Source organism: Streptomyces sp. NPDC002785 (genome assembly GCF_040295565.1).
In the GTDB taxonomy this organism is placed as follows: Bacteria; Actinomycetota; Actinomycetes; order Streptomycetales; family Streptomycetaceae; genus Streptomyces.
The window spans coordinates 1-13,891 of sequence record NZ_JBEOVN010000188.1; the positions used below are offsets into that span (position 1 = coordinate 1).

At 71.7% G+C, this 13,891-nt stretch carries 14 protein-coding genes and 3 pseudogenes; 1 reads left to right on the forward strand and 16 read right to left on the reverse strand.

Annotated elements, in window-relative coordinates:
- On the reverse strand, positions 1 to 153 hold a 153-nt coding region (locus ABTZ94_RS30405), incomplete at its 3' end, for a VOC family protein (RefSeq protein ID WP_351205503.1).
- 235 nt (positions 154 to 388) lie between these two features.
- Positions 389 to 589, reverse strand: a complete 201-nt coding sequence (locus tag ABTZ94_RS30410; protein ID WP_351205480.1) for a CsbD family protein — start codon at positions 587 to 589, stop codon at positions 389 to 391.
- Positions 590 to 955: 366 nt separating this feature from the next.
- On the opposite strand from ABTZ94_RS30410, the gene ABTZ94_RS30415 reads away from it, so the two are divergent.
- Complete coding sequence (locus ABTZ94_RS30415; protein WP_351205482.1) at positions 956 to 1,138, forward strand: DUF6480 family protein; 183 nt, start codon at positions 956 to 958, stop codon at positions 1,136 to 1,138.
- Positions 1,139 to 1,674: 536 nt separating this feature from the next.
- On the opposite strand, the gene ABTZ94_RS30420 is transcribed toward ABTZ94_RS30415, so the two are convergent.
- From ABTZ94_RS30420 to ABTZ94_RS30485, 14 genes and pseudogenes are all read right to left on the reverse strand, one after another.
- The gene (locus ABTZ94_RS30420) at positions 1,675 to 2,736 is read right to left on the reverse strand and encodes an alpha/beta hydrolase (RefSeq protein ID WP_351205484.1); all 1,062 of its coding nucleotides are present in this window, start codon (positions 2,734 to 2,736) and stop codon (positions 1,675 to 1,677) included.
- A 23-nt stretch (positions 2,737 to 2,759) separates the two neighbouring features.
- Positions 2,760 to 4,019 carry an esterase/lipase family protein gene (locus ABTZ94_RS30425; protein WP_351205486.1) on the reverse strand — a complete coding sequence of 420 codons (1,260 nt, stop codon included), beginning with the start codon at positions 4,017 to 4,019 and terminating at the stop codon, positions 2,760 to 2,762.
- Positions 4,020 to 4,353: 334 nt separating this feature from the next.
- On the reverse strand, positions 4,354 to 5,211 hold the full coding sequence (locus ABTZ94_RS30430) for a peptidase (protein ID WP_351205488.1): 858 nt from the start codon (positions 5,209 to 5,211) through the stop codon (positions 4,354 to 4,356).
- Positions 5,212 to 5,401: 190 nt separating this feature from the next.
- Positions 5,402 to 5,497, reverse strand: a pseudogene (locus ABTZ94_RS38050) (hypothetical protein); the annotation flags it as partial.
- 66 nt (positions 5,498 to 5,563) lie between these two features.
- Positions 5,564 to 6,343, reverse strand: a complete 780-nt coding sequence (locus ABTZ94_RS30440) for an NADase-type glycan-binding domain-containing protein (protein WP_351205505.1) — start codon at positions 6,341 to 6,343, stop codon at positions 5,564 to 5,566.
- 315 nt (positions 6,344 to 6,658) lie between these two features.
- Positions 6,659 to 6,724, reverse strand: a pseudogene (locus ABTZ94_RS30445) (zinc ribbon domain-containing protein); the annotation flags it as partial.
- A 4-nt stretch (positions 6,725 to 6,728) separates the two neighbouring features.
- Positions 6,729 to 7,292 carry a phage tail protein gene (locus tag ABTZ94_RS30450; RefSeq protein ID WP_351205490.1) on the reverse strand — a complete coding sequence of 188 codons (564 nt, stop codon included), beginning with the start codon at positions 7,290 to 7,292 and terminating at the stop codon, positions 6,729 to 6,731.
- The gene (locus tag ABTZ94_RS30455; protein WP_351205492.1) at positions 7,289 to 9,247 is read right to left on the reverse strand and encodes a putative baseplate assembly protein; all 1,959 of its coding nucleotides are present in this window, start codon (positions 9,245 to 9,247) and stop codon (positions 7,289 to 7,291) included. Before ABTZ94_RS30455 ends, ABTZ94_RS30450 begins: the two co-directional genes overlap by 4 nt.
- On the reverse strand, positions 9,247 to 9,669 hold the full coding sequence (locus ABTZ94_RS30460; protein ID WP_351205494.1) for a GPW/gp25 family protein: 423 nt from the start codon (positions 9,667 to 9,669) through the stop codon (positions 9,247 to 9,249). The genes ABTZ94_RS30455 and ABTZ94_RS30460 overlap by 1 nt, the downstream gene beginning before the upstream one ends.
- Positions 9,666 to 9,983: a PAAR domain-containing protein gene (locus tag ABTZ94_RS30465; RefSeq protein WP_351205496.1), complete on the reverse strand. Its 318-nt coding sequence runs from the start codon at positions 9,981 to 9,983 to the stop codon at positions 9,666 to 9,668. Before ABTZ94_RS30465 ends, ABTZ94_RS30460 begins: the two co-directional genes overlap by 4 nt.
- A gap of 60 nt (positions 9,984 to 10,043) precedes the next feature.
- On the reverse strand, positions 10,044 to 11,810 hold the full coding sequence (locus ABTZ94_RS30470) for a VgrG-related protein (RefSeq protein ID WP_351205497.1): 1,767 nt from the start codon (positions 11,808 to 11,810) through the stop codon (positions 10,044 to 10,046).
- Positions 11,807 to 12,529 carry a CIS tube protein gene (locus tag ABTZ94_RS30475; RefSeq protein WP_351205499.1) on the reverse strand — a complete coding sequence of 241 codons (723 nt, stop codon included), beginning with the start codon at positions 12,527 to 12,529 and terminating at the stop codon, positions 11,807 to 11,809. Before ABTZ94_RS30475 ends, ABTZ94_RS30470 begins: the two co-directional genes overlap by 4 nt.
- A 67-nt stretch (positions 12,530 to 12,596) precedes the next feature.
- A complete protein-coding gene (locus ABTZ94_RS30480; RefSeq protein WP_351205501.1) occupies positions 12,597 to 13,022 on the reverse strand; it encodes a phage tail protein in 426 nt (141 codons plus the stop codon).
- A 53-nt stretch (positions 13,023 to 13,075) separates the two neighbouring features.
- Positions 13,076 to 13,891, reverse strand: a pseudogene (locus ABTZ94_RS30485) (hypothetical protein); the annotation flags it as partial.

The window sequence follows — 13,891 nt, forward strand, 5'->3', positions numbered from 1 at the left end:
GCCGGGCAGGTCGGCGGGGCCGACCGTGATCCAGCGCATCTTGCCGTTTCCGACGTCGTTGCGGACCTCGAAGCCGAGGGTGTCGCGGTAGAAGGCCAGGGATGCCTCCGGGTCGTCGTGCGGGAGGAAGGTCAAGTGAATCGTGAGGTCCATGACGGTCACGCTAGTTGCGGCTCGGTGACCGCGCTTCTCGATTCCTGATCGGTCCGGTCACCTGTTGCGCCTCGCACGGCGGCATCCCCGACGTCGCGCGTGCCGCGTGCCGCGTGGCGCCGACGTCGACCGCACAGACGCGGCAGGTCAGACTGCGTGTAGGGCAAACGTTTGATTATGGTGCTGTAAGCATGGCCGAGCCCCCACCGCTCGGATGAGGGCTCGGGGCCTGCACCTACTCGTCGTCGGTGATCAGCGGGTCCTTCGGGCCAGACGTTCCGGGAATGTGCTTCTGGGCGTCATCTATGGCTTCCTTCGCCCGCCCCTTGGCCTGGTCTGCTTTCCCCTCGGCCTCCTTGCGTCGGTTGCCGGTCATCTTGCCCATGGCTTCCTTCGCCTTGCCCGTGAGCTTGTCCTTGCTGCTTCCGTGAGCCATTGCGACTCCCTGCGTGGACGAATCCTTGCCCTGCCCAAGCTAGGACGGATCAAATGGTGTCGCACGGCGGGAGCGGGGTGGTGGCTGCGCTCTCGCACCCCTGCCACCCTGCTGAAGACCTGGCTGACAAGGCACCGCCGATGAGAGTGGAAGGACCTCAGCAGGGGACGTGACGGCGCCCACCGCTTTGCCGAAGGCCCGCTCTCGCATTCTCGACACACGCCGGCCCGGCATCCCGAGCCCACCGAACTGCCGGAGAATCGCGCTTCGCGTCGTCTACAGAGCTATGCCCCCGGCCGCTCGTGGAGCGAGGACCACCGCCCTGGGCGCAATGCGAACGGGATGCGATCGAGAGAAGGTGGAGGTGTGGCTATATCACTGAATCCCCCAGGGGAGACACCACCTGCCGAGGGCTCCACCAGTGAAGCCCACCAGGAACGCGCGGACGGAGGCATCTGGGAACACCCCGCCCTATGGGCAGGGCTCGTTCTGCTGGGATCGGTCATCTTTGCCGCATTCTTCATCGCGCGGATCTTCGGATACGGATGACCCAGCCGCCCCAGCGATGGCCGGTGACCAGACCTCGGCCGGACCGACGGCGGTGAGTCCCGAACCTCAGAAGAAGGAAGCAGCCGCAGCGAGGGTTGTCGATCAGCTCTGACGCTCCAGAGCCGATGTCCTCGCCGAGCAGTCATCACGGGGGTGATGCCGGAGTAGTCGGATCAGTCATGTGATGTCGTCCGAGGCAAGCTCGGGCGCGGGTCGCGTAGCGGACTTCGGCGCCCAGTGCGGCAGCCGACATGCCCGCCTCCCGAGTACCTCGTCGAACGAGCCCGTCCTCCGGGACCACGTGGAGGGCAAGCAGCTCGGTGCCGGGGGTATGAGCGCTTATCCGCGCGGTGTCGGCGTACACGCGGCACGGCGGATGGGGGTCTCGCGCTCCGGGCCACCGCCCAGCGCAGGAGTTGCCCGGGCTGTCGTGGGTGAGCCTTGCTCCCGGCGCTGACGGGGCGGGGCGGTAGCGCGCAGCCGGATGCGCGGTTTTGTGGACGTATCGAGCCGGATGTTTTACAGTCCCGGCCGTTTCACCGACCCGCGGTGAGGGTCTCGAGGAGGGCGGCGGTGAATTCCTTGGGCTTGTCGATGTGGACGGCGTGGCCGGCGTCGGCGATGGCGGTTTCGCGGACGGGGCCGCCCGTGGTGGCGTAGTGATCGAGTGCGTGGCGGGTCTGGGCGAGCATGGGTTGGGCGGGGCAGTGGCGGGCGCCGGGCCAGCCGGGGACGGCGCCGAGTGCACCGAGGTGGGCGAGGTCGAAGAGCGAGGTGTCGGAGACGATGAGGTCGTCGGAGCCGCGGATCCAGCCGATGGGCGGTTTGGGGTCGATCCGGTGCAGGTCGTCGATACGGAAGTGGGTGGGGGCCATGGCGTTGAGGACACCTCGGGGGCCGGGGGCGGTGCCGGGCCAGTGGTCGCTGGGACGGGTGTCGCCGGGGTAGTGGTCGTCTCCGGTGCGGGTGGAGAGCATGGCGTCGACGAAGGCGTCCTCGAGTGCGGGGCGAAGCGGCGGTTTGACGTAGCTGGAGGCAAGGACGGCGCGGGGGGAGAGCGGTGAGTCCTCGCTGCGGTCGCCTTCGGTGAGGCGCTGGACGAATTCGGGGTTGACGGTGCCTGCACCGGAGCCGGCGCCGTCGCGGTGGTTGAGTCGGCCGTCGGGGCCGTGGGTGCCGCCGAAGCCGTAGGGGGAGACGGGGTTGACGAGGGTGAGGCTGCGGACGGCAGTGGGGTGATCGCGCAGGTGCTGAAGGGCGATGCCGCCACCCATGCTCCAGCCGACGAGGTGGACGCGGTCGAGATCGAGGGCGCTACGGAGGGCGGTGAGGTCGTCGCTGTAGTCCCGGAGGCCGCGGGTGGCGTCGACGGGGAGGGGGTCGGTTTCGCCGAAGCCGCGAAGGTCGACGGCGAGGGGGCGGTAGGGGTGGGGCAGGTCGAGCATGGTCTGCTGCCAGAAGGCGGCGGCGGAGACGTTGCCGTGGACGAAGAGGACGGGTTCGCCGGTCCGGTCGGGGAGTTCGAGGAGGTTGAGGGTGAGCCGGGAGGTGGTGATGCGTCGAGCGTGGATGCCGGGGAGGAGTGCGTGCGGGGGCATGGTCCGTCCTTGGGAGTGGCAGGTCAGCCGAGCCAGGCGGCGATCTGGGCGCTGGTGGAGGAGTGCCAGCCGAGTTGGAGGTGGTTGGCGGTGGCGATGAGGGCGGTGCCGGCAACGTTGGCGATGCCGGTGCGGTCGAGGGCACTGTTGACGAAGACCACGCCGTCGCTGGGGCCGCGGTTCTCGTTGTAGATGCCGAGGACGTTGGGGGATCCGCCCGCGAGGAGGTAGGTGGCGACGGTGCCGGGGATGCCTGCCTTGTGGAGGGGGGTGATCAGGGAGCCGGCGTCGATGGCGGTCTGGATGCCGCTGCCGGAGGTGTAGAGGCCCTGACCACCGTGGTAGGTGGTGTACCAGTCCTGTTGGGTCATGTCGATGCCGTAGGTGGCGTCCCAGCGTGCGAGCATCTGGCGCTGTCCGGGATAGACGTCGTAGCCGTTGGTGGGGGCGAAGGCGAATTCGGGGTGGGCGGTGTAGGTGCCGTAGCAGGTCATGTAGAGGTGGGGCGAGGGGGCGTTGACGCTGCCGCCGCACTGGGGCCAGATACTGAAGTCATGGGCCCAGCCGTGGGCATAGGGGTAGTCGTAGCCGCCGTTGGGGCCGCCGAGGGTGATGAGGCGGCGTACGTCTCCGGCATAGGGGCGTCCCCAGGTGGGGCGCAGTGAGGAGACGTAGGCTCGGGTGGACATCTGCCCCTTGCTCCAGCCGACGAGGTCCACCTGACTGACACCGAGCCGGTCCTTGATGACGGCGATGGCGTCACCGACCTGCTGGGCCTGCATCAGGTTGTCGCCCTGCTTATGGGCGAAGTTGACGGCGAAGACACGGTAGCCGCGGGCGGCGAGGTACTGCATGAGTCCGGTGCTGGGGCAGGAGACGGCACCGCAGCCGTAGCCACCGGCTTCGCCGGGGTTGGCCCAGGCGCGGTCGGCGTTGTCGTTGGCGCCGTGGACGAGGAGGACGGGGGTCTGGTGACTGCCGCTGTTCCAGCCGGGGGCGGAGTAGAGGAGGAAGCGGCCGGAATGGGGCTGCTTGACGCCGCCGAAGAAGGTGCGTCGCTGACCGTCCTGGTCGCCACGGCCGTCCGCGGGGTACTGCTCGGAATGGAAACCGCTGGTGGTGTCGAGGTAGCGGTCGACGCGGTCCCAGCCGTTGGCGACGGTGGTGTAGGTGGCTTCGAGAGTGAGGTAGGTGGGCGGGGTGGCGTGGGCCGGTGTGGTGGTTGCTCCGAGGCTCAGCAGTGTGAGAAGCAGGCCGAGCAGGGTGCTCGTTGCTCTGCGCATCGCGGCTCTCCCGTCCGGGATGGGTTTGGTGGTGGTCCAGGTCCGCCACGGTAGGGCGGTGCGGGGACCCTCCCCATGGGGTGGGCAGCCATAGATGCGGGGCGGGGGAGTGTGCGGTGTCGCCATGTGCTGGGGGACGCATGGGCTCCCCGGGGCACCGGGGCCCGGTGATACGGGTCATTCCCGAAGGTGCGGGGCTGTCGTCCACGCCAACGAGGTGGCCGCGGACAAGGTTGCTGGAACCGGCGCATCGTGGGGGACGACGGGCGACTGCCCCGGAGCCTGAGTCCCAAGTCCGGCCCCGGAGCAGTCGTGTGGTGTGAGGGCTGCCGCGTCAGCTGTTCTGGGCCCCGTTCCAGATGTCGTAGGCGGAGTTGCCGTACGCCGACGCGGCGGCCGCCGATCCGTAGCTGCCGGAGTAGGCGCCGGTCTGTGTCGCGGAGCCGTCAGACTGGTAGTTCTCGATCCAGGCGCCGCCGCTGGCGCCGCCGGACAGGCCGTTGCAGTTGTTCATCAGGCGTTGCCCGCCGGGTCCGGCGTAGCCCTGCCCTTCGCACCACACGGCATAGTCCTTGTCGCCCGGCAGGCCGATGATGTGCGCATAGTTGCTGGACCAGTTGAAGCCGAGCCCGGTGGAGCCGACGACGTCCTGCACGCGCCGGCCGTCCGGGGCGTCCAGGACGAGGAAGGCGCTGTCGCTCTCCTGACCGCCGCCCGTGACCCAGCCCGCACTGCGCCAGCCCCACCAGCCGTGGGGCGCGTTGCCCGCGTTGTAGTTGGGGGCGAAGCGGTAGTTGGTGCCGCCCTCGCCGAAGCCGCAGTGCCGTGCGGTGGCCACCACCGAGCGATTGTTGCTCGTGACAACGTTGCCAGAGCAGATGTAGTCGCCCTTGCCCGGGATCGTGAAGTACAGGCGTCCCACTGTGCCCCATACGCTGGCCCGGGTCTGAACTCCCGAGCTCACTATGGGTCTTGTCGCGGGGACGTGCACCGGCTTGTCGGTGACCTCGGTGGCTGCGCCGGAGGAAGGCTGCACCGCGGTGACGCCCTCGGGCGCGGGCATCGGCTTGGCCGTGCGGATACGCTCCGGGGTCCAGTAGGCGTCGAGTTGAGCGCGCGACTTGGTGTTGACGACCGCGGCGGTCCCGCCCTGGGAAGCGGCCGGTGCCGGAAGCCGTGTTCTGCTCCACACGGCCGTGAGCGGCCGGTGAGTCCGGTACCGGGCCGGCCATCACCCGCGCCGCGTTCGCCTCCGCCGCCCGCTCGAAGCGGTCGTCCGGGTGTGAGAGGTACAGCCCCGCACCGTTGTCCGTCCCCGCCACGGCTCCTTGGCGCTGCTGGATCACGTGCGTGAGCTCGTGGGCGAGGGTGTGCTTGTCGGTGCCACCGGCGCCGACTACGACGTGGCTGCCTGATGTGTATGCGCGGGCGCCGACCTCGCGACCACGGGGTTCAGCGGGCGGGGAAAGCCTGTCCATCGCCCCGGGAAGGCCGGGCGGACCGGCGCGGCGCCGCTCCGGCCCGCTCCCGAGCGGCGCTCGGCCTCACGTGCGCTTGAAGAACTCGACCTCCGCGACCGCGATGGGCCGCCCCTCACCCTGGCCGGACGCGGCCCGCAGCACGAGCCGGACGGAGACGACATCGCTGATGCCGGTCCGTATCGTCTGCGGGCCCGGCTTGTCGGTGAGTGTCACCGCCTTTTCACGGACCTCGCCGTCCGTCGTGGTGACGATCAGATCGGCCCGAGTGGGCCTGGCCCCCTGCCGGAACTCCTGGGGTTCCTTCGACACACCGGTGTGCACCACGACGCCGACCAGCCGGAACGGCTTGTCGAAGACACATGTCAAGGACGAGCCGAGCGTGGGTGCCCCCCAGTACGTGTTGGTCACTCCGTCGATGGCCGAGCTCGCCGGATGGCCGGGAGCCTGGGAGCTCGCGGTGGCCTTCGTCGGGCTGATCTCCGCCGTTCCGCCGAGTTTGTCCCGCACGTCCTCGAAGAGGTAGCGCCCGGCCGGCAGGAGCAGGAAGCCCGCGAACAGCAGCCCGACGACCGCCAGCACCAGCAGGGTCCGCCGCAGCGCCCGGCCCGATCCGCCCCGCACGCGGCGGCGGAACGGCCACACCGTGCGCCACCACGGCAGCGGCTTCGGCTGCTCCCGGGTGTGCAGCGGTGCGGCGCAGCGTCGGCAGAACCGGCGTCCCGGAAGGTTCGGGGTGCCGCACGCCGGGCACGGCGGCCCGTCGGGGCTCTCTTCCGCTGCCACGGGCCTGACGTCGGGGCGCCGGGCGCTCGGCTTGGCCGGCTGCACCGCGACCACGGGCACGTCCTCCTCTGCCGATGGTTCCGGCAGGACAGGGGCGGGCTGCGCCGGCTGCGGGGGCGGTTCCGGGGCCGTCGCGGGCACCGCGGGGGACGGTCCGGCAGGCTCCGGTGTGCGGAACCGTGTGGGTTCCACCGGTGGTTCGGGGCGCGGGGAGGGTGGTGCCCCGGCCGCGGGGTCTGCGGTCTGCGGGGCGATACCGGTCTCGGGAACAGCCGGAGCCCGGATCGTTGGCTCGGCTGCCGGTTCCGCCGGGCCGACAGGTTCCGCGGCGGCGGGAGGGTTCCGCAGTGACTGGGAGGACCAGCCCAGATAGGAACCGCAGTTCCCGCAGAATTCGTCGCCCTCGCGGTTGGCCGCACCGCACGCCGGACACGAGCGCATCGCGTCAATCTCCTGTCTCTTCTGGCGGGCCCGGCAGGATCTCCACCCGGCACGTGAGGTGTACGGGGCACGACGCCGCGACGACGTCCAGGACGCGGTTCGCGTCCACCGGGCCCCCGTGCGGCGCCCAGACCCGCACCAGCAGTTCGCCGGTCGGCGCCTCAGGCAACGCGGTTCCCGGCTCCGACGACCACGCGACGCCTCCGCCGTCACGGATGTCGGAGTGGACGCCGAAGCAGAGCCGGAGCTGTTCGATCAGGCCCCGGCGGGTGCCACGCCACCGGTGCAGCTCGACGGCACGGGCGACGACGGCCCGCCGTAGCTCCTGTGGCAGCGCCGGATCGAGGTCCGCGCCCACCCAGGACGCCAGCCAGGGCAGGAAGTCGGCCGGGGCGAGTGCCGGATCGAAGTAGGCGGGAAGGTTGTCCAGGGTGGACAGGACGGGGGCCAGCACGGTGTCCAGGCCGGCGGTGAACCGCTGGGCCAGGTCGTCGTCCGCGTACAGCGCGGGCAGCAGCCCGCCGATCGGGTAGCGGCTGGTGAGCCCCGGTACCGCGGCTCTGGTCATGAGCCGTCACCGTTCCCGCCCGCGGTGACCACGACCTGGTGCTGGTGCGAGAAGACCAGGGCGCCCGCGGCGACGTCGATCCGCTCCTGCGCCGCCCCGCGCCGGCCGGTGATCGGGTCCGCCGGAAACAGCCGCACCTCCTCCACCAGGCGCACCCCCCGCACGTTCTGGAGCACCGCGAAGACCTCGCCGTACTGCACCGGTCTGCCGAACGGCCACCCCGCCCCCTCCGCCCCGCCCCGCAGGGGGTCGATGTGGCGGAACAGTGCCGCGAGCGCCTCCGTACGGACCCGGTCCACGTCCCCGCCGGACGCCACCAGCCTGGCGACCACGGTGACGCCCTGGTACGCGGGCGGTTCCACCACCAGCCGGGTTCCGACCAGCCGCCGTTCGTCGAGCCGCGCTGCGACCGCCGAGAGCACCGAGTCCGACGGGATCAGCTGCTCGAACCGCAGGTTTCCGTCCTCGTCGGGGACCGCGTCGGGGACCACCAGGACCCGCACCGCACCGCCCTCGCCCGCGGCGGCGGGCAGGCACCGGACCCTGCGCAGGGAGGGAGCGGCCTCGCGGGCGATGACCTCGTAGTCCGCGGCCGTGACGGCCCGCTCCTGCACCCGGAGGATGTTGGGCGCCCGGACCTTCGCGTTCTCCACCGTCTCGCCGTCGACCCCGCCCCGGGCCGCCTCACGATTGTTCACGCTCGCCACGTACGGCACCGAGCTGCGCAGCACATTGATGGCACCTCGGGCGACGTTCCCGGCCGCGCCACCGCCCGTCCGGTAGCGGGGGACCCGCAGCTGTGCGCCCTTCTCGGGCACGGCGCCGCAGGCGCGCATCGTCCCGTCGGGCTCGCGCACCTCGGGCGGGAACGCGAACTCGCCGGTGACGGCGTCGATCCGCACGCGGCGGTCGTCCGGCAGGGAGGCGCCGAAGTGCTCCACGGCGGTCCACACCTGCCAGCCCTCCGCGGAGGACACCTGGACCACCGGCGGCTCCCCGTCCAGCAGCAGCGGTGCCCTGTTCACGGAGAACCGCTGCCCGGCGACGCCCTCGGAGATGCCGAGCGGAACGTCCAGGACCGTCTCCGCGTGCTCCACGTCCGCGGTGCCGCCGACGGTGAACACCTCGGCCTCCCGGATCGTCGGCGACTCGGAGTAGAACGGCTGGCCCGGCTCCGGCGCGGTGACCCGGCAGCGCAGCCACCCCGCCCGGGTCCCCGCGGCCACCGACGTGGTGTGCCCGGCGGGGACGAACACGGTGACCTCGCCGGGCCTGTTCAGCCCGCCGGTGCTGTCGGTGCCGGTCCGGCACGTCACCCAGCCGGCACCGTCCCACGCCTCCCACACCAGCGGCGGCTGCCGCGGGTCGACGCCCACGCCCTCCACGCGGCTGTCGAGGCGTACGGCGACGATGCACCGGGGGACGGCGGTCGGCAGCCCGAACAGCACGGCGTCGCCCGGCTCCGGCCGGGCCTGGAAGCACGGGACGTCCTGGCCCGCACCGAGCGGCGCGGTGCGGTCGGTCTGCTCGCCCGACACCGGCGCGGTGACCAGCCGGACCAGTGAACTCGGCACGACTGAAAGGTCGTTGGGGGTGGAGAACACCGCCTCCTCAGCCTCGCCGCGCGAGGTGGCGACCTCCGTGCCCGCCGGGAGCAGCACGGTCTCCGGTTGCGGGGCCGACAGCCAGAAGTCGACCTCCGCCCGCGCCGCCGTCGGCGGGAACAGCGTGACGCCCAGCAGGTCGAGGAAGGCCGAGTAGTTCTTGTCCGGCACCCGGTTCAGCCGGTACAGCAACTGGTCGACCATGAACGCGAACGTCTCGATGAGCGTGACTCCGGGGTCCGACACGTTGTGGTCGGTCCACTCGGGGGTGCGCTGCTGGACGTACCGCTTGGCCTCGTCGACGAGTTGCTGGAAGCGCCGGTCGTCCAGGTTGGGTGAGGGCAGGGCCATCAGCGCACTCCCGATTCCTCGGAGCCCTCGGAGGAGGGGATGGTGTAGAAGGGGAAAACGAGGTTGCGCAGGTCGTTCGTGGCGCGCACGGTGTAGTGCACGTCGATGTACAAGGTGCCCTCCTCGACGGCGTCGAACGCGATCACCACGTCGGTCACCTCGATGCGAGGCTCCCAGCGCTCCAGCGACGTGCGGACCTCGCGCGCGATGCGGCCCGCGGTGGCGCCGTCGCCGGGGGCGAAGACGTAGTCGTGAATGCCGCAGCCGAACTCCGGGCGCATCGGCCGCTCGCCCGGCGCCGTGCCGAGGATCAGCCCGATCGCCTCCTCGATCTCCTGGTCCCGCTCGACCATGCCGATGCCGCCCGTGGGGCCGACCCGCAACGGGAAGCCCCAGCCGCGTCCGATGAAGCCGCCGCTCACACCGGGCCCCCGATCAGGACGTTCGGCGCGCCGCTGATGATCAGCGCGCCGCAACTGGTGGTGTCCCGCATGCGGGCGGCAGGCAGCCCGCCGATCAGCACCTGACCGGTGACCGCGGCGGCGGGGTTGGGCAGGATGACGTTCCCGGGCCCGAGCGCGGCGTGCGGGGGGACCACGCACACGTGCAGGCTGCCGGCGACGGCCGCCGGCCTGCCGCCGATCAGCACGGTGGCCACGGCCGCGGCACCCGGTGGCGGGGTGCCGATGAGGCCGCCGTGAACGGTGGTGTCGCCCGTCCGGGCTGCAGGGGGCATGGTCGCTGTTCTCCTTGCTGCGAAAAGGACTTCGGCCGCCGTACGGGCCGCGTCGGGGCGTCAGTTGATCCGGATGAGCTTGGCTTTGAGGACGGCGAGCAGTCCGCCGTCGACGGTGACCCCCGTCCTGCCGTTGACGGTCACCGAGCTCCCCTTCACGTTCACCTCACCCGTACCGGCGTCGAGCGTGATGCCGGAGGCGGAAAGGGTCACGGAGCTCAGCACCCGGGTGCCGCCGGGGGCGAACACCTTCAGCGCGATCTCGTCGCGCCGCTCGTCCAGCGTGACATCGAGCCGCTTGTCACCGCTGGCCAGCCGGACGCCGGACGGTCCGCGCGGGCTGTCCAGCAGTTCCAGCCGGTGCCCGGAACGGGACACCAGCGAACGGCGGTTGACCCTGCCGCTGGTGGGGTCGACCAGTGGCACGTCGTGGGGCGACGGCTTGTCGACCCCGTTGTAGAGGCCGCCCAGCACGTAGGGGCTGTCCAGCAGGCCCTGCTCGAATCCGACCAGCACCTCGTCGTTGACCTCGGGACTGAACACACCGCCGCCGCCCTGGCCGCCCCACTGCACCGTACGGACCCAGTCGGACACATAGGTGTCGTCGAGCCAGGGGAACTTCAGCCGGACCCAGCCCCGTTCGTCCCTGCCCTCACGGATGTCGGTGACCACGCCGATCGCGAGGCCCGGTATGCGCGGGCCGCGCGAGGGCGCGTTCGCGCCACCGGCCAGTCCCGCCAGGGAACGGTCGGGCGCGGCGCTCACCAGCACGGTCGTGCGGTAGCCGCCGTTCGGCTCCAGGACGTGGTGCGCGGCGGTCGCCGTGTAGCGGCCGGAGAACGCGGGCCCGACGTTGCCGAGCGCCACCGGCTCACCGGCCCGCAGATGGGGGTTCCCCTCGGCGACCGCCTCGATCTCCCCGAAACCGGAGCTGACCGAGGCGGCCAGGGAACCGGCGACGGCCGTGGCCTCGGCCTGGGTCCGGTACGGGGTGTCGGCGACCGTCAGCCGGGTGTCCGACCCGAACGCGCCGGCCGCCCGCGACGGACTCATCCCGGGCGACACCGTGTTGCTGCGCACGGACTGCTCACGGGCCACCAGCCGCCTCTTGGCCTCGACGTCCCAGCCGCGCACCTCCACGTTGTCCGCCCCGTCCGCACCGGTCAGCACGGCCCGCAGGGCCAGCAGATTGCGCCCGTACTCGAGAACCATCGGGTTCCGGGCGGCGGAGGTGTCGGGCGAGGGCGCCGACGTGGCGGGTTTCGGCCTCACGAACTGCAACAGGCCCTGGTCGTCCACCCGTACGTGTGCGCCGCTCTCGCCCGCGAGGTACTGGAGGAACTCCCAGTCGGAGACGTTGGGCTGGGTGAGCTGCCGGTACGTGACGGGCGCGGCCTCGACGGTTCCGCAGGCGAGCCCGGCGCCCGCCGCAACCTTGCGGACGATGTCCGCGGCCCGCATGTTGCGGTAGGCCACCACCTTCCGCCCGCGCTGCAGCCGGTGGGCTTTGGAGAAGGCCCGGACGACGGTGAACGAACCAGTGGTGTCGCTGTCCAGCTCGACCGCCGTGACCTCGCCGGTGAACAGCCGCTCGCGCCCCCGTTCCTGCACGGTGACCACGGATATGTTCAGCGGGGTGCCGATGGTGAGCCCGGTGGCGGTGAGCAGCTTGTGGTCGGGGTCCCGGTACGTCAGCACGGCGGTGTCCGGCAGGCCGACGTTCTCGTCGACCACGCAGCTCACCAACTGGGCCGCCCAGGCAGGGGGCAGCTCACCGGGGGCCTCGACGATCGGGTCGGCGGCGAAGGAGCGGCCGGGGGCGGTCACCGGCCGCCCTCCGCAGCGGGGGCCTCCAGGCCGGGCACGACCAGCTCCCTGCCGGGGACCAACTGCATCGGGTCGTCGATGTCGTTGGCGTGAGCGATCGTGCGCCACGCGGTGGCGTCGCCGTACTCCCGCCAGGCGAGCAGCGGCAGACTGTCACCGACGACGACCCGATGGGTACGCCGCGCCTCCCGCGAGCCCGATGTCGGGTTCTGGCCGGGCGTCTCGCCGCTCGCCTCCTCGATCGAGAGGGAACAGGTGGCGCGCAGCGGCTTCCCGTCGACGTCGAAGAGGGTGTACGAGATGGACAGGCTGGACATCACACCGTCGAACGAGGTCGTCCGGGACGTGCCCCAGTCGAAGCGCACCCATGGGCTGGCCGGCGTCTTGCGGGCCAGGCTGTTCGGGGTGGGCGCACACGCCAGCATCAGCTGCTCCACCGCTTTCTCCACCGAGTTGTCATGGGTGGCCGTGGCGTCGAGGAAGACCTCCATGGACAGGGTCCGGGGTCCGCTGCCCACGAACTCGGGCAGCGCGGACTGCTCGGCCATCCGGGACGGCGTGCGCCGCCACTCGGTGCTCTTGTTCAGCGACAGCTGCGCCGGGTTGAACTGCAACGTGAGCTGGGCGATCCTCCCGCCCGGCTTGGCGCCGACCTTCGCCGGTGGCTCCATGATGGTCAGCTGGGCGCGAGCACGACTCGTGCGGGCAACGGGTGACATCGCGTTCCTCCTTCCGGGACTTCATGTGTGACGAACTGCCGGCGTCCGCAAGCAATCCGATGAACGCTCAGGAGGGCTCCAGGCCCTCGTGCGCGATCTCCAGCGTCTCGATCGCCGGCTGGGAGCTGGCGGGATCGAAGGAGGGGCCCTGCCAGCGCACCGGCACGATGCCCTGTACCTGCCAGCTGATGATGCGGCTGAGGTCGGGACGGAGCGCGACGATCTCGCCGTCCTTGCGCTCGACCCGCTGGATCGTGTCGTTCAGCCACCGTGCGATCTTGAGCGTGTCGGCGGTCACCGGGCGGGTCAGCGTGATGTTGGTCCAGGTGATCCGCCCCGGCAACTGCCAGGTGAAGCCGTTGTTGCCACCCTCGGCGTACTGCTCCAGCTCCACCTCGGCACCCAGGCCCGAGCAGGTGTGGAAGGCACCCAGGTCGTTGCCTCCGATCACCAGCTTGAAGAACACGCTCGTCGCGAAGATGTTGTCCGTCATGTCTTTTTCTTCTTCTCTGCTGTTTGCCAGTGCGGTGCCGGGCGGGACCGTTGTCAGCGCCGGCCGTCGTACAACCGGCCGGCGCGCTCCCTGCCCCGGCGCAGGTCCGCGCGGATCAGTCGGCTCACCGGATCGAGCAGGCGACGTGCCAGTTCCTCGATCTCCGCGCCGGTCACCCGGTGGGCGGCCGGGGGCGCCGCATCGGGCGGGCCTGCCGATCCGGTCCTCGCCGACGGACCGGCGGGCTTCACCGGGGCCGCCCTGACCGGAACGCCGGTGATCCCGGCTTCGGCCGCCGCGCGCTGCACGGCCCGGGCCGCGGGTCCCGGACCGCCCGTTCCGGGGGCGGGACGTGGCGGCTGCGGCACTCGCACCGAGAGGGCCGGCGCTCCGCCCGGCACGGCGTCGTCTCCGGGCGCCGGAGAGGTGATCGCGGGTCCGGCGGACTCGGGCCCCACCGGCATCGCCATCCGCTGTACGGCCAGGGCGGCCGGTCCTGGCCCGGCCGCCGCGGGCGGATGCGGGCGCACCACCGGAACCGGCCGAGCGGCGGACGGCGCGGACGCCCCGGAGAGGGACGCTGACGCGTGCGGTACGGATGCTCCGGGGGAGGACGCTGACGCGTACGGGAGGGCCGGCGCGGGGTGCGGTGCCGGGGACGGCGGAGCGGGGACGCGGGCCGGGCGGGATTCCCCGTGATCCTGCGCCGGCGGGTGGGCGTCGAGCCGGGACGGCGTGGTCGGCCCACCACGTGCCGAACGCTGCACGAGTCGCAGCAGGGAGCTGCCGGCCGACGGCCCGCGACCCGCCCGGCCGGTACCGGCCGCGGGCCTCGCACCGGCGCCATCCGGTGCGAGGCCCGAGGGACC

Bases quoted from the DNA above. Each gene is read 5' to 3' on its own strand.
- ABTZ94_RS30475 (WP_351205499.1), bottom strand. From the start codon at position 12,529: ATGTCACCCGTTGCCCGCACGAGTCGTGCTCGCGCCCAGCTGACCATC.
- ABTZ94_RS30480 (WP_351205501.1), bottom strand. From the start codon at position 13,022: ATGACGGACAACATCTTCGCGACGAGCGTGTTCTTCAAGCTGGTGATC.
- ABTZ94_RS30410 (WP_351205480.1), bottom strand. From the start codon at position 589: ATGGCTCACGGAAGCAGCAAGGACAAGCTCACGGGCAAGGCGAAGGAA.
- ABTZ94_RS30450 (WP_351205490.1), bottom strand. From the start codon at position 7,292: ATGACCAGAGCCGCGGTACCGGGGCTCACCAGCCGCTACCCGATCGGC.
- ABTZ94_RS30455 (WP_351205492.1), bottom strand. From the start codon at position 9,247: ATGGCCCTGCCCTCACCCAACCTGGACGACCGGCGCTTCCAGCAACTC.
- ABTZ94_RS30465 (WP_351205496.1), bottom strand. From the start codon at position 9,983: ATGCCCCCTGCAGCCCGGACGGGCGACACCACCGTTCACGGCGGCCTC.
- ABTZ94_RS30425 (WP_351205486.1), bottom strand. From the start codon at position 4,019: ATGCGCAGAGCAACGAGCACCCTGCTCGGCCTGCTTCTCACACTGCTG.
- ABTZ94_RS30420 (WP_351205484.1), bottom strand. From the start codon at position 2,736: ATGCCCCCGCACGCACTCCTCCCCGGCATCCACGCTCGACGCATCACC.